This is a genomic window from Rheinheimera riviphila, assembly GCF_004005945.1.
Taxonomy (GTDB): Bacteria; Pseudomonadota; Gammaproteobacteria; order Enterobacterales; family Alteromonadaceae; genus Pararheinheimera; species Pararheinheimera riviphila.
The window spans coordinates 57,738-83,033 of the sequence record NZ_SACS01000003.1 but is presented as its reverse complement, the minus strand read 5'-3'; the positions used below and the strand labels follow the sequence as shown (position 1 = coordinate 83,033).

The following is a 25,296-nucleotide window of genomic DNA, read 5'->3' as shown; positions in this document are numbered from 1 at the left end:
CCAAGGAGTGATGTGTGAAGACTTCTCTACCAGGCCGCCCCGGCAATACCCCGTTAATTGAACTTTTTGTGCAGCAGCTGGCACGGATGAGCCAAATGCAGCATCTGATGTCAGTACAGCTGCAGCAATTGCAACGACCACAAACCAGTCACCACCGCCGCAGCGCAGCAGGGTTACCGGATGCAGTGGCAGCTCCTGTCGCAGCCCCGTTAAAAGTGCAGCTGTCGGCTTCAGCTGCAGTCATACCATCTCAGTCTCAGTGGTTGCCGATGACTTCGGCACAGCGCCGGTTATATCTGTTATGTCAGCAACCGGATGCGGAGTTGTCGTATCACATCACGTCGCTGACCGAACTAACCGGGCCGCTTGATGTGTCGCGCCTGGATCAAGCGATGCAGGCTCTGGCTGACCGGCATCAGGTGCTGCGGACCAGATTATCGCAACAGCAGCGTGCAGGAGCCGACGAACTGTTCTGGCAACATATTCAAAGTGAAGCGGTGTTTGGTCTGCAGTGTCAAGACTGGCAAGAGCTCGACGCCACAACACTCAGTAGCCGGTTGCGTCATTTGTTACAGCCGTTTGATCTACAGCAGGCGCCGCTGGCACGGGTATATCTGTTGCAACTGGCACCGGATCATCATTTGCTGTTGACCGATTTTCATCATGCAATCAGTGACGGTTTTTCGCTGTCGGTGTTTGTCCGGGAATTGCTGCAACATTACCAGGGCGAGACTTTGCCGGCTGTCAGTCAACAATATGGCGACTACCTGCTTTGGGAGCAGCAGTACTGCCAGTCAGTCCGTTATCAGCAAGATTTACAGTACTGGCAACAGCAAAGTCTGGGAAACCGGCCACCCACGGAATTACCTTTGTGCCGCGCCAGACCAGCACGGCAAGAGTTCCTGGGGGGGCGCTTGTTCAGCAAACTGGATCTCAATCTGACGCAAGCACTGAAGCAAACAGCCAGGCAGCATCAGGTGAGCCTGTTTATGCTGCTGCTGGCTGGTTGTCAGTTGTGGTTATCCCGGTTGTGCCGCCAGTCTGAAGTCCAGGTCGGGGTGCCCGCCGTGGTTCGTGGCAATGAGGCCGCCGCACATACCATGGGGATGTACACCAATACGCTGGTGCTGCACCAGGACATCGATGAACAGCAAACGCTGGCGCAATTGCTGCAGCAGGTGCGGGCGCGTTGTGTTGGCGCTTACCAGCACCAGGCACTGCCGTTTGCGGATTTGGTCAACAATGTTGCAAGTCGATCGCAATCATCGGCACGTAATCCGTTATTTGATGTGATATTTGTCTTTGAAAATGCTGATGATCGGGTGCTCAACCTGCCGGGGCTGCAGGTGCGTGATTTGCCATTTGACCCAGGCGTCAGCAGTTTTGATCTCTGTCTGGAGCTGATTGAACAACAAGGGCAGATTGCACTGAATCTGCATTATGCGTCGGCGCTGTTTGATACCGATATCTTGCAACACTGGCTTGATGCATTATTGGCCTTGTATCAGCAAATGACGCTGCAACCTCAGGCAAAACTGGCGACGCTTGGTTGGCTGTCACCGGCCCAGCAGCAGCTGTTGGCGCAGTTCCAGCAACCACCGCAGCAACCAGCGGCCAGCTCACAAAATAATGCCTTACCGGTTGAATGGCGTGACTGGCAAATTCAGCAGTGGGTGGCAGAGCAGGCCAGACAGCAGCCGCAGCAAACTGCGATCCAGTATTTGGAGCAACAACTTAGTTACCAGCAACTCGATCAGCAGGCCAATCAGTTGGCGAATTTTTTACTGCAACAGGGAGTTCGTTATGGCCAGCGGGTTGCTATCAGCCTGCCACGTGGCCCACAACTGGCCGTGGCCTGGCTGGCGGTTGCAAAAACCGGTGCCGTGTTTGTGCCTGTTGATCCAGATTATCCGCACGCACGCATCCGCCACATTCTGACCGACAGCGCTGCGACATTGCTGCTGACCGAGAGTACCGTGGTATTGCCAGAGCTGCAGTTACCTGTGCAGTGGCAATCTGAATCGCTGCAGCCGGAACAAGGACAGTGCCAACGACAGGATCTGGATCTGCTGGATTTAAGCGACTTTTCCGTGACAGCGCCGCCGATATCCGGTGATCTGCACAGCCTGATGTATCTGGTCTATACCTCTGGCACAACCGGATTACCCAAAGGTGCTCAATTGCAGCATTTGGGGGTGAATCGGTTGATGTGGGAACAAATTCCCCGACTTGGCCTTGGTCCGGGCAGTCGGGTGCTGCAATTTGCTTCATTCAGCTTTGACGCGGGTCTGGTGGAGTTTTTCTGGGCACTGTGCAGTGGCGCAACTTTGTATATGTATCCGGCAGCTGTGGTACGTGATCCGGCAGCGTTAGACCAGGTGGTCGCGCGTGATCAACTGACCCATGCCTTGATGACACCGGCGTTGCTGCCGTATCTGGACGTAACAGCCTGGCGAAGTGTCCGTACTTTGCTGATCGGCGGTGAAGCCTGCCCGGATGTACTCGCCAGGCTTTGGGCAGAAGGCCGATGTTTATTGAACAGTTATGGTCCGACCGAAACATCCATTTATTGTACTCAGGGCCAGTTGCCGCCAGATTTTGTGAGGATGCAAATGGGAGGTAGCGTCGCCGAAGCCCGGCTCTACGTTGTGGACAATGCGCTGAGCCCGGTGCCACCTGGTGTCCCCGGCGAATTACTGATTGGCGGCCCCGGGGTTGGCGCGGGTTACTTGCAGCGGCCGGAACTGAATGCGGAAAAGTTTATTCCCAATCCCTTTGCCGCGGGTCAGTTGTACCGTACCGGCGATCTGGTGCGCTGGTTACCGGAAGGTCAATTGCAATATCTGGGACGGATTGATCACCAGGTTAAGCTGCGCGGCTTTCGGATCGAACTTGCGGAAATTGAGGCGGTATTGCTGGCTCAACCACAGGTGCGTGAGGCCGCAGTGCGGGTGCTTGGCGCTGGTGCCGATGCCGAACTGATCGCTTACCTGGTGGCACCAGCCAATGTCTGTGACGAAGTCCGGACCGCGCTTCGGGCCACTTTGCCGGACTATATGGTGCCCGCTGCACTGGTGATTCTGGCTAAATTGCCACTGACCGCCAATGGCAAACTGGACAAACAAGCGTTACCGTTACCGGCAGCAGATGATTATCAGCGGACACTGTTTGAACCGCCGCAAGGTGCGACTGAACGGCTGCTGGCGACAATCTGGCAGCAGCTATTGCAAGCAGCACAAGTCGGCAGGCATGACAATTTTTATGCGCTCGGTGGTCATAGTTTGCTCGCGGCCCGTTTATTGTCGCAGATCCAGCAGCACTGGCCGGTTGAGCTCGGATTGGCCGCAGTGATTGGCAGCACCGATCTGGCGGAGTTAGCCTGTCGTATTGACGCTGCGGTGCGTGATCCCAACATCGCAGCTCCAGCCATCCCATCTCTGAAAGCCTTGCCGCCCCAGGCTCGTTATCCGCTGTCAGCGTCGCAACAACGACTGTGGTTTGTTGAACGCTGGTCCGCCGGACAGCGCATGTACCATGTACCGCTGGTCTGGCAGGTAACGGGGCCATTTGTGGCAAAGTTCGCTGATCAGGCGTTAATGACGTTACTGGCACGCCATCAGCCACTGCACTTTGGTCTGTCTGAAGACGACGACGGTCAGCTGTGGCAACAGCCGTTGCCGTTACCAGCTTCGTTAGTGCAGCAACGTGATTTGCAACACTGCCACGAAAGCGAGGTGCAACAACAGGTTGCAGCTTTGCTGGCATTGCCTTTTGACCTGGCAACCGACATCAAACTGCGGGCATGGTGGCTGCAGACTGCACCAGAACGCGGTTTACTGGTGCTGAATCTGCATCATATCGCAACCGATGGTTGGTCGATGGCCGTACTCGCCACTGAGTTCGCCACTTTGTACCAGGCACTGTGCCAAGCCAACGCCGGCACTGCCAGCGCTGAAACATTGCCACCCCTGCCGTTACAATACAGCGATTATGTGTTGTGGCAACAAAGCCCGGACGTTCAGCGGCACTGGCAACAACAGCTCAGCTTCTGGCAACAGGTGCTGGAAGATGCCCCGCCAGTGCACCAGTTGCCATTGGACTTTGACCGGCCGGAGCAACCAAGCCACCATGGTGGCTGGCATGCATTTACGTTGGCAACACAACACAGCACTGAATTGGTACAGTTCGCCAGGCAGCAGCAGGTCAGTTTGTTTACGGTGTTGCTGAGCGCTTTTTATCTGTTGCTGGAAAAATACAGCCAGAGCCGCGATTTGGTTATTGGCACGCCGGTCGCCAACCGCGCTCAACCCGAGCTTGGCAATCTGGCCGGCTTTTTTGTCAATACGCTGGTGCTACGCCAGCAACTGGATCCTGCTCTCACACTGGCAGAGCTGCTGCATCAGGTGCAGCAACAGGTGGCACAAGCACAACAACATCAGGAATATCCGTTTGAGAAGCTGGTCGAAGCGTTGCAGCCGGTACGACAAAGTCAGTATTCGCCGCTGTTTCAGATCATGTTTAGCATGGACCCGCCCGGCCTTGCCGACATGCAATTTGCCGATGTAAGCCTGAGCAAAGCCAGCGGCGCCGAGCAACATGCCCGATTTGAGCTGACACTGGAAGTCAGCACCGAAAGCAACGCTTTTGAGTTTGCATTTGAGTACAACGCGGACTTGTTCAGTGCGACGACCATCAAGCGGCTGGCTGCAAGTTATCAGGCGTTATTACAACAAATGCTGCACAGTTCGCAGCAACGATGGGACCAACTGGATGCGTTATCGGCAGCGCAGCGCGTATCGCTGTTGACAGGACATGGTACCGCGCCAACTTTGGAGTCATTTGTCACCGACACTGAAGCCAACACCGGTGCGGCGACATTGCTGGCGCAGTTGCAACAATTCGCCCTTGACACCCCGGCAGCCACAGCGTTACAGCACGGCGCTACGGCGCTCAGTTATCAGCAGTTGTGGCAACAAAGTCAGGTGGTCGCCGCTGCGCTGCAGCGGGACGGGATCGTTGAAGGCGCGGTGGTAGCTTTGTGTTTGCAGCGTTCAGTGCCGTTGTTGGTGACTGTGCTGGCGTTATTGCGACTAGGTGCTGTTTATCTGCCGCTGGATCCGGCTTATCCGGATGAACGGCTACAGCAAATTATACAGGATGCACAACCGGTCTTAGTGCTGACCGAACCCACGCAGGCGCAGCGATTTGACCAGGCTGAGCAGCCTGTTTTTGTACCGCGTTGCCGGGTACTGCAGCAATGTTGGGCTGACTGGTTCAGTGCAGAGCAATTGCCGGCGCTGCAGACCACTGTGCTTTTATTGCCTTCTGCGGACGCGGTGGCATATTTGATTTATACCTCGGGATCGACCGGTACGCCAAAAGGGGTGATGGTGGGGCAACCGCAGTTGTTGCATCTGGCGCATTCGATGAAACAAGCTTATCAGCTGCAATCCACCGATCGGGTGCTGCAGTTCAGCAGCATTAACTTTGATATTTCAATTGAAGAAATTTTTGCCAGTTGGTACAGCGGCGCTTGTCTGGTATTGCGCCAGGAAAACTGGATCGATAGTCCGGCGTCGTTCTGGCAACAGGTGCAAGCCTGCCAGCTGTCAGTGCTGAACTTGCCCACAGCATTTTGGAGCGAGCTGACCACTGCCTTGCCAGATACTTTTGATCCGGCACTGCGACTGGTGATTATTGGCGGTGAAGCGGCTCCGTTGCAACAGGTACGGCGTTGGCTGCAAAGCACCGCCAGTCACATTCGCTTGATCAACGCCTATGGTCCAACCGAAACAACGGTGACGGCCACTTGTTATCCGATCTCCTCCGTGCAACCGCGCCAACATCAAATTCCGCTGGGGCGGCCGGTTGGCATGAATCGTTGTTATATCCTCGACGCAGATCGCCGGCTGTTACCACCTGGTGCTATCGGTCAATTGTGGATTGCCGGTCCCGGCGTCAGTCAGGGGTATCTGCGACGTGCTGAACAAACAGCGGCCGTATTTTGTCAGGATCCGCTGGGTATCGCCGTTAGTAGCAACGGCGATCTGTGGTATCACAGTGGTGATCTGGCGCGTTGGAACAGCGATGATCAGCTGGAGTTTTTTGGTCGTGAAGACGATCAGGTCAAACTGAATGGTTTCCGGATTGAACTCAGCGATATCGAAGCGCAGATTTTGCAATATCGGGGGGTCTGTAGTGCACTGGTCGTGGCCGATCAACCACAAGGCAGCTGGCGTTTGCTGGCGTACTTACGGGCTGATCATCAGGTCGATATTCAGGCACTGCGTCAGTATTTAAGCCGCAAACTGCCGCAGTTTATGTTGCCTGCGGCATTACATCAACTGGCGGAATGGCCGCTATTGCCCAATGGTAAAATTGACCGCAAAGCCTTACCACAACCAGCTGACACGGCGTTTGCCCACAGTGCCGGTGAGCCGCCGGCCACCGCTGCCGAGCAACAATTGGCGCAGCTCTGGCAACAATTGCTGGGTGTTGCCGTGCAGAGCAGGCGCAGTGACTTTTTCGCGCTGGGCGGGCACTCGTTGCTATCGATCCGGTTACTGGCCTTGATCCGTCAGCAGTTTGGGCGTGAGCTGGCCGTGCGTGATATTTTTCAGCACAGTGAACTGGCGGCGATGGCCAGACTGTTGCAGGAGGATGAACAGCACTGGCCGTTATTGGTCGCCAGGGCGAGTGTAGCCAACGCTGCGGTAGCGAGTGAAGAGGCCGGCAACAGGACGATAATCGCAACGAATGAGGCGCAGTTGCTGCCGTTGTCGTTCAGCCAGCAACGGCTGTGGTTTATCGAACAACTACAACCTGGCTCGGCGCAGTATCACATCAGCGCCACATTGCAACTGTTGGAGCCACTGGACGCGGACATATTGGAACAAGCGGCAAATCTGCTGACCGCGCAACATGAAATCCTGCGTACCGTCATGGTGGAGCAGGACGGCCAGAGCTGGCAACGGGTGATGCCGGATGCAAAGTTCTCGCTTCAGCGGCTGAGTATTGCCGGGCGTGCAGATCTCAGTGCTGTCGCAGCAAAACACGCCGACACGCCGTTTGACCTGCAGGCTGATCTGATGTGGCGGCTGGCACTGGTCGACAGTGGCGAAACACAGTTCTTATTGTTTAATCTGCATCACATTGCCGGCGATGGCTGGTCGGTAGACTTGCTGATCAACGGCTTGCTGCGTTGCTATCAGCAACTGCAGCATGGAGATGCTTCAGTTCCGGTGTTGACGCTGCAATATGGTGATTACGCGTTGTGGCAACAGGCGCTGGCGCAAGCGGGATATTTTGCCCAGGCGGCGCACTATTTCAACACGACACTGGCACAATTGCCGCCGGTGCATGCTTTGCCACTCGATTTCCCCAGACCGGTGTTACCTGACCATCGGGGTGCCAGCATCAGTCTGATGATCAATCGGGAAGAACTGCAGGAGTTACAACAATTTGCGCTCAGCCATCAGACCAGTTTGTTTTCGCTATGCCACGCCGCTTTTGCTCATGTGCTGGCACGCTGGAGCGGACAACGCGATATTGTGATCGGCACGCCGGTACTCAACCGGACGCAGGCCAGTTTGCAGGATCTGGTTGGATTTTTTGTTAACACCCTGGTGTTGCGACTTGATTGTGATCCGGCGCAACATTTCACGGCGCTGCTGGAACAAAGCCGGCAGCAGCTGCACCAGGCCCAGCAATATCAGGATTATCCATTCGAATTACTGGTTGCAGCACTGAATCCGCCGCGCGAAGCCGCGATCCATCCGCTTTTCCAAATCTTTATGGCCATGGACGTGTCGGATGACACTGCACTGCAGGCACATGGAATCACTTTAATACAACCAGACGCAGTACTCGCACGTTTTGATCTCAGTCTGAATTTGCAGGTGCAGGAACAGCAGCTGCGACTACGGCTTGATTATGCCTGCGCTTTGTTTAGTGAACGTACCGCCAACGCATTGCTTGATGCATTGCTGTTGACGTTGCAGCAGGTACGTATTGAAGCGCTACGGTCGCTGGGTCGTTTACCAGTGCTCAGTCCGCAACAGCAGCAACTGCTATTGGCAAAACAACCGGTGTTAACTGAAGATCGGCTGAGCTTTTCCCGCCACACCGATTTATTGACGCAGTGGCATCAGCAACAGGTGCAGCACGCGGATCAGATCGCGGTGGCCGATCCACTGCATGCGCTCAGTTACCAGCAGCTTGAAGCCGGCGCCAATCAACTGGCACACGCTTTGTATGCGATAGGGATCAGGCCGACGCAGCGTGTTGCGTTGCTATTGCGCCGTGATCATCAGTTGCCAATGGCAATTCTGGCGCTCTGGAAGTTGGGCTGCGCTTATGTGCCGCTAGACCCCACACAGCCAGCGGCGAGGCAGCAGGCGGTATTGTTGGATGCCGACGTGCAGCTGACGCTGGCGAGTCGCTGTTATCAGGCGCTCGCACAACAGTTGAACTTAAAGACGTTATCAACAGATCCAGCACTCGCTACGGCACTTTGGGTGCTGGATGCCCCGGAACTGCTGCGAACGCTGCAACAGCAACCATCAACTGCGCCAGAGCTGCTGTTGCCGGCCGATCCACTGGCTTACCTGATTTATACTTCAGGCTCAACCGGTCAGCCCAAAGGCGTGCAGGTGTATCTGAGCTCGGTGCTGGAATGCCTGAATCAGATCGCCGCCAGGATTGGTTTTCAGCCGCAGCAGGCAATGCTCGCCATCACCACGGTTACCTTTGATATTTCGGTATTGGAGTTGTGGCTGCCGCTGCTGTGGGGCGGGCGCACTGTACTGATGCAAAGCGAGGAGGCACGTGATCCGTTGTTGTTACAGCAATGGCTGGATCGGTTTGAGATCCGGTTACTGCAGGCAACACCTGCCACCTGGCAAGGATTGATACTTTCTGGCTGGCAGAGCAGGCCTGGGCTGACCATGTTGTGTGGTGGCGAAGCTCTGAGTAAGCCATTGGCGTTGCAGCTGCTATCCGGTGGCGGCACCCTGTGGAATGTTTATGGACCGACCGAAGCGACTATTTGGGTGTCGGCCGCGCCAATCCGCAGTGAAGACGACTTTGCCGGGCAAGGTGTGGCGCCGGTTTGTGATCTGTTGCCCGGGGTGCGCAGTTATGTGTTGAGTCCTGCGGGTTTACTGCAACCACCCGGTGTCGCCGGTGAACTCTATCTGAGTGGACCCTGCGTGGCTGCGGGTTATCGCAACAGACCAGATTTAACGGCACGGCATTTTTTACCCGATCCGTTTTCAACGTCAACACAGACCATGTATCGCACAGGCGATCTGGTGCGACAGTTACCTGGCGGTCAGTTGGCGTTTTTGGGAAGGCTTGATCATCAGGTTAAAATCAATGGCTTTCGGATTGAGCTTGGCGATATTGAAAGCCAGTTGCGCCAGCATCCGGCAGTTGAGCAAGCTGTAGCTCTTGTCCTGACCGTCCGTGAGCAACCACAGTTGGTACTGTATTGGCAGCGTTGTGCCGGTGTTACCGACGACGAACACAGTTTGCGCACATATCTGCAGCAGCAGTTACCGGCATATATGCAACCGGCGTATTGGCTGGAGCTGGACAATTTTCCGCTCAACAGTAATGGCAAAATTGACCGCAAGGCACTGCCGTCGCCACAACCGACAAGGCAGATTAGCCAGCCGCCAGCAACTGAGCTGGAACTGGTGTTGCAGCAGATTTTTCAACAGGTGTTGGAACAGCAGGTGCCGGACGTGACAGTCAGCTTCTTTGAACTGGGCGGTCATTCGTTACTCAGTATTCGCTTGATGCAGCTGTTAAACAGCCAAGGGCGGACGAGACAGTGGCCAGTGCTCAGTCTGGCTGATTTGTTTCACAACCCTGACATTCGTCGTCTGGCCGACCATCTCAGTGCCGCTCTGCTACAGCATGAAGACCACACGCGGTCGCAGGATGATAGCGTACGCTGGGTCGTACTGGAACCTCAGGCCGGATTACCCGAATGGTGGGTGATCCCGGGCGCTGGCGCGATCAGTGCTGCCATGCTGCCGCTGGCGCGTCAGTTGCGTGGCAATGCACAGGTGCAGGTTGCAGAACCGCAGGGCCGGCTTGGCCTGCAAAACCCGCATCAGGATTGGGCAACCCTGACCAGCGACTATCTGCAGGCATTGCGCCGGGCACAGCCGCAGGGACCTTATCACATCGCCGGTCATTCGCTCGGCGGACGCATCGCTTATCAGCTCGCCTGTATGCTCGAAGCACAGGGCGAACAGGTCACCTTGTGTCTGTTGGATGTCGATTTACGACCAATGGCAGATACCGGTGATGTGCTGGATGCTTGCAGTGAAATGTACCAGCTGCTGTGCCGGGCAATGGCACAACCAGCTCTGGAATTCAGTGACCCAGCGCAGTACCGTGGCGCTTTGGTGCAACTGATGCAGCAGGCGGGTTTATTGCCGACGGACGACTGGCAGACTGAGCTTGATGCGCTGCTAGCAGTTGCCAGCGCTCAGGCTGAATTGTACCGGCAGTTTAAGCCTGGTCCGAAATTTCACGGCCCGGCGGTACTTATTTATGGTGATGATTTCGCTACCGCACATCCGCGTACCCATCTACGCCGACAACTGAAGCAATATCTAAAAGGCAATTTGCAGTTACAGCAAGTCGCCGGCGATCACTTAACCATGTTGTCTGCTCCGGCGCTGGCGCAGAAGTTGATTCAGTTGTTGTCGTCAGTGTGACGATAGGGATGCAACCGATCTGCGGATCGGTTGCATCATCGTGTCAGGTGCAATGAGTCTGGTGGCAAGACGAACAGCTGACTTCAATGCAGAAGCCCGCAACAAGGCGGGATTTTTGCACTGAAGTCAGCAACAACGGTTAAAAGCGGTATACCACCAGTAACATTGCATCGAGGCTTTGCTCTTCGCCGACAAGCGGACTTTTTTGTAAATTGTCGGCCAGCTGTGTAACGCCGGTACTGCCAAGCAGCATCGTTTGTGTACTGAGCGGATATTGAACACGGAGATTCAAGCTGTAGTTCACTTCAGCTTCGGTTTGAAATACCGGCCGGTTCACGCTTAGATTCTGATTGCCGGGTGCAACGCCATAAATACGTTGGGTATAATCTTCGTTCATCCAACTGGCCGCGATGTTCGCCATCAAACGTAAGCCGGAGTTGTGTTGGTACAATGGTAGTTCAATTGCCAAATCAACAACTTGTGCTGTCCGAACGTCGTTCAGTTGCTGTGCTAGTTGTAGTGAAATCCAATGCCAACTGAATCCAACGGCGCTGGTGATCTCAGTATTGGGAGCCTGATAGCCGCTAAACACCGGATCGTCAGATAAATCAGAGCTCAGGCTGGTATCGGCATCATAACCGTTATCGCGGATGCCAACGCCGGCGTAGAGGCGGAAAGCTTCGTCCTGATAAAAACTGTAACTTATGAGATTGCCGCCATCAATGCCAATGCGCCATGGGCCTTTGCTCGCTGAAAAATACGGTACTGCGGAGGTGACAGTTGGCATTTTTTTCCAGACCTGTTGCTGACTGATAACACCGGCACCGGCTTCGAATTGCCATGGTTCTGCGGTTAGTACAGGGCTGTGCAGGCTGAAGATGATCCCAAGGCTGGGGATCAGTAAACGGGGTTGGTATAACATCGCAGACATAAAAGCTCCTTGTCAGAAGTGTGGTCAGGGAGTGTTACTGTAATCGGCTACTTCGGGGGGCGCTTTGGCATGTGACTGACAGCATTGTCAGCCGATAAACCGTTGGCATACCGGATGGATGGCGACGTTTACCGCTGAAGATATTCAAAGGACTCAGTAGATGACAACAACATTATTCACAGGCGAAGTAGTCGCTGATGATTTTTTACCCAATGAGTTACCGGTGGATGGTTTTTTGCAGCACGTCCGCAGCTGGACCTGGCAAGGCTGGCTGGTAAGCCGGGCTCAGTTTGTACCGCAGCCTGAGCTGGTCAGGTTAGCCTCGCGGCACCACATTGTGCTACCAGCACAAGTTTGTCGGGCGGTGCCACAACGTCAGGCGGAATACCTGGCCGGTCGTTTATTGCTTCGACAGCTGCAACTGCAACTGGGTTTGTGCACTTTGCAGATATTGCCAGCGGCCGATCGCAGTCCACAGTGGCCTGCAGATCAGCAAGGTTCATTATCACACTGTGGCAATGAGTTGGTTGCAGGACTTGCTGCAAAGCCAGCGTATCGACTGGGGGTTGATTTGGAGAAATGGCTGACGCAGGCGCAATTTAATGAGCTGGGGCCAGCTATTTTGAGTTCTGTGGAGTTGCATTGGTGTTCGCGATTTGTTCTGCAGCAACAAGGTCCGACACTGTGGTCAGAGTCGCAGCTGTTGACGTTAATTTTTGCCGCCAAAGAAGCTTTATATAAAGCTTTATACCCCGATTGCCGGCAAATTATGGCGTTTCATGCTGCTGAAGTACGTGCGGTCACCGGTCAGCAGATTTTGCTGCAGCTGACCGTGGACTGGTCAGCAACATGGTGTGCAGGCACGGAAATCTGGCTGGATTATCAGGCCGAAGCGCTATTGGTGCAGGTACTTGCCGAAGTCAGAAGCAGGTAAGATGATCCGGCTTGTGATCCGAACCCGGAAATCGCTAAAAAAAATGCCCATCTTTTTTCAGACAGGCATTCACTTAAAAACGACAGCAGGTTGTTGTCGCGAGGTTTTTTTACTTAGAAATCTGCATTGCCCGGAGTCCGTGGGAAGGCAATCACATCCCGTACGTTACCCACACCCGTCACATAAGACACCAGACGCTCAAAGCCCAGACCAAAACCAGCATGTGGTACTGTGCCGTAACGGCGCAGGTCACGATACCAGCTGTAATCTTCTTTATTCAGACCCATTGCATCCATCCGCGCGTCGAGCTGCTCTAAACGCTCCTCACGCTGTGAACCACCGATGATTTCACCGATGCCTGGTGCCAGAATATCCATGGCGGCGACGGTTTTACCATCTTCGTTCATCCGCATATAAAAGGCTTTGATGTCTTTTGGATAGTTTTGCAGAATAACCGGCGCGCCAACATGCACTTCGGCTAAATAACGTTCGTGCTCTGATTGTAAATCCACACCCCATTCCACCGGGTAATCAAACTTCTTGCCGCAGGTTTTCAGAATTTCCACCGCATCGGTGTAATCCATCCGCACAAAGCTTGAATTGACGATGTCTTGCAGACGGCTAATGGCTTTGTCGTCGACGCGCTCGGCGAAAAATGCCATGTCGTCGCTGCGCTCGGTCAATACGGCGTTAAACACATACTTCAGCATGTCTTCGGCCAGTTGCGCCACGTCTTTGAGTTCGGCAAATGCCACTTCTGGTTCAATCATCCAGAATTCGGCTAAGTGACGGGTGGTGTTAGAGTTTTCAGCTCTAAAAGTCGGGCCGAAGGTGTATACGTTCGATAATGCACAAGCGTAGGTTTCAACGTTGAGCTGACCAGACACCGTTAAAAAGGTTTCTTTACCGAAGAAGTCTTGTTTGTAATCCACTTTGCCTTTGTCATCGCGTGGCAGGTTTTCCATGTCTAAAGTACTGACGCGGAACATTTCACCTGCGCCTTCAGCATCGGCACCCGTAATGATTGGCGTGCTGATCCAGTAAAAACCACGCTCATGGAAGAAGCGGTGAATGGCCTGGGCCAGACAGTGGCGCACGCGGGTGATCGCGCCTACCATGTTGGTCCGTGAGCGTAAATGTGCCTGTTCGCGCAGATATTCCATCGAATGACGTTTTGGTGCCATTGGGTAGGTATCAGGGTTTTCGACCCAACCTAAAACTTCAACCAAATTAGCTTGAATTTCAAAGGATTGGCCCTGGCCTTCAGATTTAGCGATGGTGCCGCTGACAATCACCGAGCAAGCCGTAGTCAGGCGTTTGATTTCAGTTTCGTAATTATTCAGTTCAGCCGGAGCGACGGCTTGCAGTGCATCAAAACAGCTGCCGTCGTGTACGGCGAGGAAAGAAATACCAGCTTTGGAATCGCGACGGGTGCGGATCCAGCCTTTAATGGTAACTAGGTCGCCGACTGCATATTTGCCGGCCAAAACATCTTTAATCACTGCATGTGTCATGCAATAGGCTCCAACTTGCTGCTTGAATGGTTTGAATTTCGATGTGAATTTCGCTAAAGAGGTGTAATCATACGCAGGCCGCGTTTCAACACAAGCAAAAATTGACAGGAAGCCCGATTTGACTGAGCAAAAACCAGCACTGCCACCGAAAAATCGCCGTAAGGGCCCAGACTGGTTATTACATAGTTTGAGTATTTTATCGATTGTGGGTTGGGTCGCTTTTGTTGCTGCGCTTGGTTTTGCCCATATGGCAAAACCGGAGTTTAAATCTGGTTTAGTCCGTTACTGGGGCATCTCTGTTCGTGAATACTGGCATCCGGAGCTGACGCCACAGCTGCTGTATTTACTATGGTGGTGTTGTGGGATCAGTTTGCTTAGCTTATTGCTTAATCGCGCCCGGTTACGCCGTACCGATGATCGGATGCGCTATAACGTGTTGGTGTTGCTCGCGATGTCTGCAGCCTTGTTAACTTATTTATATCAGGTGGTTTGAGCCGGTTCGCTGGTTTTAACTCAGCATCTGTCGACAACTGTATTTAAGCTCCCGGCAACGGCGGCTGGCTGGTAAAAATTGGCTGCTGTGCCACCTGCAGTAAGGCACCGGTCAGCTGCCGCAATTCCTGCGGGCTGATGATAAAAGGCGGCATCAGATACAACAACCGGCCAAAGGGGCGGATCCAGACGCCGAGATCGACAAACAGCCGCTGACATAACGCCACATCCACTGTATCCATCATTTCCAGCACGGCCACTGCGCCCAGCACCCGTACATCGGCCACTTGCGGCAGGTTTTTGGCAGCGATTAATTCGGTTTTGAGTTGTTGCTCAATTGCGCTGACCTGGGTTTGCCATTGGCCACTGGCGATGATTTGCAAACTGGCATTGGCCACGCTGCAGGCCAGCGGATTCGCCATATAAGTTGGTCCATGCATTAAAGTGCCACCAATACCGTTTGCGACTTGATCACTGCATAAAGTCGCGGCGAGCGTGATGTAACCGCCACTCAGCGCCTTACCAACACACATAATATCCGGCGCGATAGCTGCGTGTTCAGAGGCGAATAATCTGCCGGTGCGACCGAAGCCGGTGGCAATCTCGTCACAAATCAGCAGCACATTAAATTCATTACATAACTCGCGGCACAGTTGCAGATAACGCGGGTGATACATCCGCATGCCGCCAGCGCCTTGTAAAATGGGCTCGACGATCATCGCGGCGATTTCCTGATGGTGTTGAGTAAACAACCAGCGCAGTGAAGTTTCATCTTCAGGCCGCCACAGCCCATCAAAGCGGCTTTGTGGCGCCGGTGCAAACAGCTGAGGTGTGAGCTGACTGCGAAACAGGCTGTGCATGCCATCATCCGGATCGCACACCGCCATCGCAGCAAAAGTATCGCCATGATAGGCCTTGGCGAGGCTTAAAATTTTAGTTTTATGGGGGTTGCCCTGCGCCAGCCAGAACTGCAACGCCATTTTCAGCGCCACTTCTACTGCTATCGAGCCACTGTCGGCGAAAAACACTTTGGTAAGGGACGCCGGCACCAGCGATAACAATGTCTTAGCTAAATCGACCGCCGGTTGATGGGTAATACCACCAAACATCACATGGCTCATTTTACTGAGCTGCTCAGTGACGGCGGCGTTTAGCTGCGGATGATTATAGCCATGTACCGCCGACCACCAGCTGGACGTGCCGTCAATCAGCGAACGGCCGTCTTCCAGATAAAGTGTCACGCCGGATGCGTGAGTGACCGGATACACCGGCAACGGGTTTTTTAGCGATGTGTAGGGATGCCAGATATGTTGACGGTCAAATTGCAGATCAATAGCCATAAATTGCTCAATAAATAACCAGTGGTAAACATTGCAAACTGGTTGGCGTTGACTTCAAAGGGCAGGCCGTTAGACTAACGACAAATCATTCGAACTACAATGCAAAAACGCCACAGGAAACCGGGATCTATGTCTTTTACCATGCCGAATGCAGAAGTGCGTCATAACTGGACTTTATCGCAGGTCAACGCCTTGTTTGCGTTACCTTTTCATGAACTGATGTTTCAGGCCCAGCTGACTCACCGCGCCAATTTTAATCCACGCGAAGTGCAAATCAGTACTTTGTTGTCGATCAAAACCGGTGCTTGCGCCGAAGACTGCAAATATTGCCCACAAAGCGGCCACTACAATACTGGCCTCGAGCGCGAGCGCTTGCTGGAAGTAGAGAAAGTGCTGACTCAAGCCAAAGCGGCTAAAGACAAAGGCGCCAGCCGTTTTTGTATGGGCGCCGCCTGGAGTAACCCAAAGCAGCGTGATATGCCGTACATCATGGAAATGGTCAAAGGCGTCAAAGCGATGGGTCTGGAAACCTGTATGACACTGGGCAAACTTGATGCCGGTCAGGCGCAGGAACTAGCAGGCGCAGGTCTTGATTATTACAACCACAACCTCGACACCTCGCCGGAATTTTATGGCGAAATTATCACCACCCGCACTTATCAAGACCGGTTAGACACGCTGTCACATGTGCGGGATGCCGGGATGAAAGTCTGTTGTGGCGGTATTGTCGGCATGGGCGAAAGTGCCAATGACCGCTCTGCGCTGTTGATGCAAATTGCCAATTTGCCGGAGCATCCGCAAAGTGTACCGATTAACATGTTGGTGAAAGTGGCCGGTACACCGCTGGAAAATGTTGAAGATTTGGATGGCTTTGAGTTTATCCGCACCATCGCCGTTGCCCGCATCATGTTGCCAAAAAGCCATGTCCGGTTATCAGCAGGGCGCTCGCGGATGAATGAACAAATGCAGGCGCTGTGTTTTATGGCCGGTGCCAATTCGATTTTCTACGGCGACAAACTGCTGACCACCGAAAACCCGGAAGCCGATGCCGATATGCAACTGTTCGTCAAACTTGGTTTGGTGCCAGAGCAGCGTCATGACGTATCGGATGAAGCTTACGAAGCGGCGATGGCCGATGCGATTAAAGAGCAAAATACACCGTCGTTGTTTCATGCTGCCAGCTGATAGTCATGATCATTGCCCGGCAAGGCGCTGCTGATGCGTGCTGAACAGATGCAGGCGTTGCTGGCACAGCGCCAACAGGCAGGCTTGCTGCGCCAACTCAAAGTACTGGATGCTGTCAAAGGTTCCAGCCTGAGCTTTCAGGGTAAGTTGTTCTTAAATTTTTCCGGCAACGATTACCTGGGCTTATCCGCTGACCCGGCGGTCGTCGCAGCGCTGCAACAAGGCGCCAGCGACTTTGGCGTGGGCAGTACCGGCTCGCCGCTGATCAGTGGCCAGCAAAAACCGCATCAAGCGCTTTGTGATGAAATCTGTGATTGGCTGAATGTTGAAGCGGTGCTGCTGTTTAGCTCCGGTTTTGCTGCCAATCAGGCAATGTTATTGGGGCTCTGCGGCGAAGACGAGCTGTTGCTGCTGGATAAACTCAGCCATGCCTCGATGATTGATGCGGCTTTGCAGTTACCTGGTGGTTATAAAAGGTTTTTGCATAATGACGTAGTTTCGCTGCAAAAATTACTGCAAAGCCAGCACGAGGCGCCAGCCGTCATTGCGACCGAAGGTGTCTTTAGTATGGATGGTGACTCGCCCGATCTACCAACGCTGTTGAAGTTGAGTCAACAGTATCAGGCGCCGTTGTTACTGGACGATGCCCACGGCATTGGTGTGCAAGGTGCAGAAGGTGCTGGGTCACTGGTGCAGGCCGGTCTGGCGACTCAAGATGCGCAGTGTCTGATGGCCAATTTTGGTAAAGCGCTCGGCGGTCAGGGCGGTTTTTTGGCTACCACCCAATTGGTGGCAGATTATTTAGCCCAAAGTGCGCGGCATTTTATTTACAGCACCGCGTTATCGCCGGCCATGGCGGTGGCGATGACCCAGAGTATCCGTTTATGTCGCATAAATGCGTGGCGTCGCGAGCGTTTGGCTGAAAATATTCAATATTGTCAGGAGTTGGCAAGACAATATGATTTGCCGTTGTTGCCATCTCATAGTGCGATTCAGCCGTTATTGATTGGCGACAGCAACAAGGCCATGGTGGTGAGTGAGCAACTCAGAGCGCAGGGTATTTGGCTCAGTGCCATTCGTCCGCCAACGGTGCCGCAGCAGCAGGCACGGCTTCGTATTACCTTAACAGCGTTACATCAAAAAGCAGATTTAGCCTTGTTATTTCAAAGTTTAAGGGCGCTTTTGTGATGGCTGTCATGGTACACGAACAACAACAGGACCGGATGAAGTTGTCGTCATTTTCACCGGTGATTGCCGCCCATTTTGATAAAGCGGCCAGCAGTTATGTCAATGCGGCGACTTTGCAGCAACAGGTGGCGCTGGATCTGACTGCTCTTTTGCCCGCCGCAGCGCCGATACCTTCTTTAGTACAGCAAAACCAGGTGTTACTGGACGTCGGCTGTGGCCCTGGTTGGTATCATCCGCAACTCGTCAACCATTGCAGCGAATTATGGGCGGTCGATTTAAGCGCGGCGATGCTGGCACAGGCGCAAACACTGGGCTGCGCCAGCCGCTACATCCAGGCCGATGTCTGTCAGATCCCGCTGCCAGATGGCAGTGTTGATGTGATTTTCAGCAGTCTGATGCTGCAATGGTGTGCGACACCGCAACAAGCTTTCAGCGAACTTTGCCGGCTGCTAAAACCAGGCGGTACGCTGCTGCTTAGCACTTTAGTGCAAGGGTCGCTGAGGGAGTTTCAGCAAAGCTGGGCCGGGGTCGATGACGATGCCCATCAACTTGAATTGTTAGCAGCAACTGAGTTATTGGCGCAGTTGCTACCGCTTGGTGTGAATATCGTCAGTGAACAGAAGCAGTACCAGGTGTTTTATCCCGATGTTCGGGCATTGGCGCGCGGTTTTAAACAGATTGGTGCTAACTTTGTACAAGGTCGGCAAGGGCAAGGGTTAATGGGCAAACAGCGCTGGTTGGCTTTTGCGAATAACTATGAGCAGTTTCGCGGCGCAAGGGGTTTACCTTTGAGTTATCAGGTCTTGCAACTGGTGGTGACTAAACCCGCTGCTGCTGCGACTGTTCCAGGTTCAGCTCGCTTCAAACAGGGCGCAACAGACTAAAATGCAAACCGTATTTATCACCGGCACTGATACCGATGCCGGTAAAACCTATGTTAGTCGCCTGCTATTGACGGGCTTCGCTGCGCAAAACATCCCTGCCATTGGCTTAAAACCTATCGCCGCTGGGGTGGACGGGGATGGCAAAAACGCCGATGCCAAAATTCTACAGGCGTTATCTGCTATTGCTTTGCCCTACGACCTGGTGAATCCGTTGTTGCTGCAAGCACCGGTGGCACCGCATTTGGCGGCAGCCAATGAAGGCATCGAGCTAGATTTGTCAGTGCTGGATCAGCAGTTGGCTGAAACTGCCACGTTACCGGCCAGCATCAGACTAATTGAAGGCGCTGGTGGCTGGTTATTGCCAATCAATGAACAACTTTATCTCGCCGACTGGGTGATACAGCAGCAATTACCGGTAATTTTGGTGGTTGGCATGAAACTCGGTTGTTTAAATCATGCCATGTTAACCGCCCGCGAATTACAACGCAGTGGCGTGCCAGTGCTGGGGTGGGTGGCCAATGTGATAGATCCTACGATGTTACTGCTGGACGACAACATCAAGGATCTGACGCAACGTTTACCCTGGCCGCGGCTGGCGGTATTGCCGTTTCAAAGCGATGCGCCAGTGCAGATTGCACTGCAACTGGCTGATGCAGTGCTGCATAGCCTTCGTTAGCTAAGGCCGCTGCAACAAGCCGGATAAATCAGCGCCGGGTGCAACCGGCGTTTTTTCGCCACCAACAAACAAATAACCAGTTACAGTGCCAACATAATGCAGCTGATTGCCTTCGCGGCGCAGCGCGGTGCCTTCAGGTAAACCGAAAATAGCCGTGGTTGGGTTTAACAGCATAAATTCATTTAACCGCATATCGCGGGTTTCGCCATGAAATCCGGCCGGTTTAAAGTCGGTGTAATGGGGGTTAAGCTGAAAGGGTAATAAATTCAGTGCATTAAATGACGGTGGTTCAATGATCGGCATATCGTTGGTGGTGCGGATACTTTGTCCAGCAAGGTTCGAGCCTGCGCTCCAGCCGATATAAGGCGTGCCCGCAGTTACTTTTTCACGAATTAATTCAATCAGCTGATGTTGATACAGTTGGTGCAGCAAGTGAAAGGTATTGCCGCCACCAATCACGATCGCCTGTGCTTCGGCCACTGCCAATGCTGGGTTTTCAAACTGATGAATGCTATCCACCGTGATCCCGATAGTCCCGAGCGCAGATTGAACCATCTGCTGATAAGCATCGTAACCGACACTAACACCGGCGTAGGGGATAAATAATACCCGCTGGATATCGCCAAGAATTTCAGTAATTTGAGCAAGACCTGGTGCTAAATAGTCGCTGTTATCAGCACGGGATGAACTTAAAAGTAATAACTGCATAAAGAACTCCGGGAAAGTTTGCTGCATTCTACGGCAGCGCTGGCGGGATTGCAGCAGGGGTCATCATAGGTTTTGCTGGCGGCTTTGGCATGACGGTGACACTTCCGCTTACAAATCGTGGTGGAGGCGACATTGAAAATCAAAAATCAGACCATATAGTAAGGACAGGAATTTTAAATATGCTGGTCTTAACATCAGAAGTAAAGAGGTAAACATGAAACGTATAATGCTGTTTTTATTGACAAACTTAGCAGTGATGCTGGTGTTGTCTATTGTGCTGAGTATCGTCTTTTCGGTATTTGGCATCAGCCGCAACAGCATGGGTGGATTATTAACGCTGGCCGCGGTGTTTGGTTTTGGTGGCTCATTTATTTCACTGGCGATGTCAAAATGGATGGCCAAACGCTCAACCGGCGCTGTTGTTATTGAACAACCGCGTAACGCGACTGAACAATGGTTATTTACCACTGTGAAAAACCAGTCGGCCAAAGCGGGCATTAAAATGCCGGAAGTTGCCATTTATGATTCACCGGAAATGAATGCCTTTGCCACCGGTATGAGCCGCAATAGCTCGTTGGTTGCCGTGAGTACCGGCTTACTGCGCAATATGCGCGAAGATGAAGTAGAAGCGGTGTTGGCGCATGAAATTTCGCACGTTGCTAATGGCGATATGGTGACGCTGACGCTGATCCAGGGTGTGGTCAATACCTTCGTGATTTTCATGGCGCGGTTGATTGCCGGTGCAATTTCCAACGCTACCCGCAGCAGCGATAGCGAAGAACCGGCGCAGGGCGGTTTGGCTTATATGGCCACAGTGTTTGTACTGGAAATGATTTTTGGCGTGCTGGCCAGCATCATCGTGATGTGGTTCTCGCGCAAACGTGAATACAGCGCCGATGCCGGTGCGGCCAAGTTAGTGGGTGCGGATAAAATGATTGCAGCGCTGGAACGCCTGCGCAACAACCATGAAAGCCAGTTAGAAGGGTCAATGATGGCGTTTGGTATTGCCAACAAACCGGCCGCTTCGGAACTCTTTATGAGTCACCCGCCGCTGGAAAAACGGATTGCGGCTTTAAGATCAGGTTTTTAATTTATTGAAGTCACTTGATCCGCCGGGCTTTTCAGCTGGCGTGGGCACAGTTCTCAACCGTTCAGGGTCGCAGTAGCGGCCCTTTTTTTCGCCCCAATGTTGCACTGTGCACAGAATTTAAACGTTAAATCCCTGCCGTTGAACGAGTTTTGTCCGCTGGTGACTGTAGGAGTTGTCAATGCTTTGTTATGTTGATGGACTTTTCACTCAGTTGGATCAGCAACATGGCCAGGTTTGCGTTGTCTTTACCCTCGATTAAATTGTCGTCACCGGTGTTTAAGTTATCGGTCACTGTGCTTTGTTGTCTGGCTGCTTTGCCAGCCTTGGCCTCGCAGCAACAGGGTTATTACCGGGCGCCGGCTTTGCATCTGGATCAACTGGTGTTTACCGCTGAGGGCGATTTGTGGTTGCAGCAGCTTGGCTCAACCTCTCCAGCGCAAAGACTGACCACTCATCCGGCAGAAGAAATCAATGCGCAGTGGTCGAGGGACGGACAATGGTTGGCTTATCAGGCCAATTACGATGGCGTCAGCGAAGTCTATGTGCTGAGTAAAGACGGTGGTTTGCCCAAACGGGTTAGTTTTGAAAACAGCAAAGTGAAAGTGCAAGGCTGGACCGCCGACGGTAAAATTTTGTACAGCACCGACCATCAGGTTGGCCCGGCCAACCGATGGCTGCTGAAAATGGTGGATCCAGAGACGCTCGAAACGGAAACCTTGCCCCTGGCCGATGCGGTGGAAGGTGTCATCGATGCCAAAGGCGAGTACCTGTATTTCATTCGATATGGCCTGCAACTGACCGGCGACAATGCTCGCGTGTATCGCGGCGGCGCCATGGGTCAGCTGTGGCGGTATCATTTAGACGGCAATTTAGACGGCAATTTAGACGGTAATTTAGGTAGCAAAACAGAAGCGACCCGGCTGGCAGCGGATCATGTTGGTTCAGTACGCCAAGTGCAATTATGGCGCGATAAAATCCTGTTGGTCAGCGATGCCTCTGGCAATCCGAATGTTTGGCAGTTTGATTTGGATGGTGCAGCTGGCAAAGCTATCACTGCCGAGCAGGATTTTCAGCTGCGTAGTTTCCGGGTTGATGGCGATCATGCGGTTTACCAGTTAGGCGCTGACATCTATCAGCTGGCACTGAACAGTGCTGCAGGCGCAAAACCACAAAAACTGCAGCTGACGTTACGCTCCGATGCACCTTATCAGCGCCAGCGTTTTATTGATAAACCGCTGACTTATCTGACGTCGGCCAGTTTGGCGGGTAAAGCCGAAAAAGCCGTGGTAACGGTGCGCGGCAAACTGGCGGTGCTGAGTAAACCACCACGCCGCGCTGTGACTATTGCCACCAAAGACACCAGTCGCTCCAGAAGTGCAGTATTAAGCCCCGACGGCAAATTTGTCTATGCGATTAATGACCAGTCCGGTGAGAACGAAATCTGGCGCTTTGCCGCTGATGGCAGTGCCGGGGCAAAGCAGCTGACCAAAGATGGCAACACCTTTCGCTGGGGCTTGTATCCATCGCCGGATGGCCGTTATTTAGCGCATGATGATAAAGCCGGTCATTTGTGGTTGCTGGATCTGCAATCGGGAACCAATCAGCTGATTTATCAAGACGGCTCCGGATTATCCCCTTATCCAAATATTGTCTGGTCGAGTGACAGCCAACAATTAGCCTTTACCTTTGAACACAAAGACCGCGAACGGCCACAGTTGATGTTGTATCAGCTGCAATCAAAACAAAGCCAATTGCTGACCACCGAAAATTATTCGTCCTTTAGTCCGGCCTTTAGCCCGGATGGCAATTGGTTGTATTTTTTATCGCAGCGCCAGTTTGAAGCCAGTCCGGCATCGCCTTGGGGCGATCGTAATATGGGGCCGGCCTTTGATAAAAGAACGCAGGTCTACGCGTTGGCGTTAACCCAAGGTGCCAAACAGCCATTTTTAGCGCCGAATGAACTGAGTTCCTTGCCAAGTCCTTTGCCAAATGCAGCGGCAGCGAAAGATGATGCCAAACCAGCCAAAGCCGCAGCAATACCGTTAGCGCAATTGCCTGGCCAGCTGTATCCAATTCCGGTCGCAGCCGGCAATTATCAAAAGCTGGAGCTCAATGATAAGTTCCTGTTTTTACTGGACTCAGCCCAAGGTGCCAATACCGGAACACTGAAAACCGTGGCGATTGACGCGCTCAAACCTGACACCGCCACTTTCAGTGAACAGGTGGTCGATTTTTCATTAAGTCATGACGGTAAACAGCTGCTGTTAAGCAAAAAGCCAACGCCGGAACAAACCGATTTATTGTTGCTGGATGCCGCAGCCAAGGCGCCGGATAATCTGCAAGGCAAAGCGTTAGCGACCAAAGATTTGAGTATTTCACTGCAACCCGCTGCTGAATGGCAACAGATGTTTAATGATGCCTGGATCATGCACCGTGATTCGTTGTTTGACCCCGCCATGCGTGGTGTGGACTGGCAAGCCAGTAAAAAGCGCTATCAGCCGCTGTTAAACCGGGTGCGCGACCGCTACGAGCTGGATGATTTATTCAGTCAGATGATGGGCGAATTGGATGCACTGCATTCGCAGGTGCGTGGCAATGATTTTGCAAAACCGCTGGAGCAGGTAGTACAAGCGACTTTAGGCGCGCAGCTGCGTTTTGCCGATAATGCCGTCTGGATTAACCAAATCTACCGAACCGACCCGGATTTACCTTTGCTGGCAGCGCCATTGGCCAAAGCCGGTGTTGATGCCAAAGCGGGTGACCAAATCCTTGCTGTAAACGGTCAGGCGGTCACGGATGCAGCTTCTTATCATCAGGCGTTGTTGCAACAACAAGGTAAACAAGTACTGCTGACACTCAAACGTCAGGGATCGGTGCTGCAAACTGTCGTCGAAGCCATTTCGCCGCAGCAGGAAACCATGCTGCGCTACAGCCATTGGGTGCAGACCAATCAGCAACAGGTCGCCAGCCTGAGCAAACAGCAGCTTGGTTATCTGCATCTCAATGCGATGACGCCGCCGGATCTGGCCGGTTTTGCCCGTGATTTTTATGCCCAACTGGAAAAACCAGGTTTGATTATCGATGTGCGTCGTAACCGAGGCGGCAATATCGACAGTATCCTGATTGAAAAGCTGCTGCGCCGTGCCTGGGCGTTCTGGCAACCGGTGCGGGGCAAAGCTTATCCCAATATGCAACAAAGCTTTAATGGCCAGTTGGTGGTGCTAACCGATGAGCTGACGTATTCCGATGGCGAGACTTTTGCCGCAGGCATTAAAACTCTGGGGCTTGGCAAATTGATTGGCAAACAGACCGCGGGCGCTGGTGTTTGGCTGTCAGGTCGCAATCTGCTGAGTGACTACGGCGTGGCCCGTGTTGCGGAAACGGCGCAGCACGCGATGGATGGGCGTTGGCTGATTGAAGGGCGTGGCGTGAGCCCGGATCTGGTAGTGGAAAATTTGCCTTTGGCAACATTTAACGGGCATGATGCACAATTAGTTGCAGCAATTAGTTATTTGCAACAGCAACTTAAACAAGTTCCGCCGGTCAAAATGCAGGCATTGCCGTTACCAGCAGGTAGCGCAGCCGATGCGACAGGTCCAAAAACTATAAAATAGGAAACCA

13 protein-coding genes are annotated in these 25,296 nt (G+C 53.1%); 9 read left to right on the top strand and 4 right to left on the bottom strand.

Translation table 11 applies throughout. The features are described 5' to 3' along the window. Window positions 1–14 precede the first annotated feature (14 nt). Complete coding sequence (locus EOE67_RS04230; protein WP_127697805.1) at window positions 15–10,733, top strand: non-ribosomal peptide synthetase; 10,719 nt, start codon at window positions 15–17, stop codon at window positions 10,731–10,733. Between the two features lie 139 nt (window positions 10,734–10,872). On the opposite strand, the gene EOE67_RS04225 is transcribed toward EOE67_RS04230, so the two are convergent. Beyond that, the gene (locus tag EOE67_RS04225) at window positions 10,873–11,664 is read right to left on the bottom strand and encodes a MipA/OmpV family protein (protein ID WP_127697804.1); all 792 of its coding nucleotides are present in this window, start codon (window positions 11,662–11,664) and stop codon (window positions 10,873–10,875) included. 160 nt (window positions 11,665–11,824) lie between these two features. On the opposite strand from EOE67_RS04225, the gene EOE67_RS04220 reads away from it, so the two are divergent. Then, window positions 11,825–12,598 carry a 4'-phosphopantetheinyl transferase family protein gene (locus EOE67_RS04220; RefSeq protein WP_127697803.1) on the top strand — a complete coding sequence of 258 codons (774 nt, stop codon included), beginning with the start codon at window positions 11,825–11,827 and terminating at the stop codon, window positions 12,596–12,598. A 113-nt stretch (window positions 12,599–12,711) separates the two neighbouring features. Here the strand turns inward: EOE67_RS04220 and asnS are convergent, their stop codons facing one another. After that, the gene (gene asnS, locus EOE67_RS04215) at window positions 12,712–14,112 is read right to left on the bottom strand and encodes an asparagine--tRNA ligase (RefSeq protein WP_127697802.1); all 1,401 of its coding nucleotides are present in this window, start codon (window positions 14,110–14,112) and stop codon (window positions 12,712–12,714) included. A 118-nt stretch (window positions 14,113–14,230) separates the two neighbouring features. Here asnS and EOE67_RS04210 point away from each other — a divergent pair, with 118 nt between their 5' ends. Further along, entirely contained in the window at window positions 14,231–14,605 is a 375-nt protein-coding gene (locus tag EOE67_RS04210) for a hypothetical protein (RefSeq protein ID WP_127697801.1), read from the top strand. 43 nt (window positions 14,606–14,648) lie between these two features. On the opposite strand, the gene bioA is transcribed toward EOE67_RS04210, so the two are convergent. Further along, window positions 14,649–15,944, bottom strand: coding sequence for an adenosylmethionine--8-amino-7-oxononanoate transaminase (gene bioA / locus EOE67_RS04205; protein ID WP_127697800.1), 1,296 nt, complete (start codon window positions 15,942–15,944; stop codon window positions 14,649–14,651). A gap of 129 nt (window positions 15,945–16,073) precedes the next feature. Here bioA and bioB point away from each other — a divergent pair, with 129 nt between their 5' ends. Genes bioB through bioD form a run of 4 tightly spaced genes read left to right on the top strand, consistent with a single transcriptional unit; the run spans window position 16,074 to window position 19,877 of the window. Next, window positions 16,074–17,129 carry a biotin synthase BioB gene (gene bioB, locus EOE67_RS04200; RefSeq protein ID WP_127697799.1) on the top strand — a complete coding sequence of 352 codons (1,056 nt, stop codon included), beginning with the start codon at window positions 16,074–16,076 and terminating at the stop codon, window positions 17,127–17,129. A gap of 33 nt (window positions 17,130–17,162) precedes the next feature. Next, window positions 17,163–18,317: an aminotransferase class I/II-fold pyridoxal phosphate-dependent enzyme gene (locus tag EOE67_RS04195; protein ID WP_127697798.1), complete on the top strand. Its 1,155-nt coding sequence runs from the start codon at window positions 17,163–17,165 to the stop codon at window positions 18,315–18,317. Then, window positions 18,317–19,201: a malonyl-ACP O-methyltransferase BioC gene (bioC, locus tag EOE67_RS04190; RefSeq protein WP_127697797.1), complete on the top strand. Its 885-nt coding sequence runs from the start codon at window positions 18,317–18,319 to the stop codon at window positions 19,199–19,201. The genes EOE67_RS04195 and bioC overlap by 1 nt, the downstream gene beginning before the upstream one ends. Before the next feature lies 1 nt (window position 19,202). Continuing rightward, window positions 19,203–19,877 carry a dethiobiotin synthase gene (bioD, locus tag EOE67_RS04185; protein WP_127697796.1) on the top strand — a complete coding sequence of 225 codons (675 nt, stop codon included), beginning with the start codon at window positions 19,203–19,205 and terminating at the stop codon, window positions 19,875–19,877. On the opposite strand, the gene pepE is transcribed toward bioD, so the two are convergent. After that, window positions 19,878–20,585: a dipeptidase PepE gene (gene pepE, locus EOE67_RS04180; protein ID WP_127697795.1), complete on the bottom strand. Its 708-nt coding sequence runs from the start codon at window positions 20,583–20,585 to the stop codon at window positions 19,878–19,880. 214 nt (window positions 20,586–20,799) lie between these two features. On the opposite strand from pepE, the gene htpX reads away from it, so the two are divergent. After that, window positions 20,800–21,675, top strand: coding sequence for a protease HtpX (gene htpX, locus EOE67_RS04175; protein WP_127697794.1), 876 nt, complete (start codon window positions 20,800–20,802; stop codon window positions 21,673–21,675). 224 nt (window positions 21,676–21,899) lie between these two features. After that, window positions 21,900–25,289 carry a S41 family peptidase gene (locus EOE67_RS04170; protein ID WP_127697793.1) on the top strand — a complete coding sequence of 1,130 codons (3,390 nt, stop codon included), beginning with the start codon at window positions 21,900–21,902 and terminating at the stop codon, window positions 25,287–25,289. The last annotated feature ends 7 nt before the right edge of the window (window positions 25,290–25,296 follow it).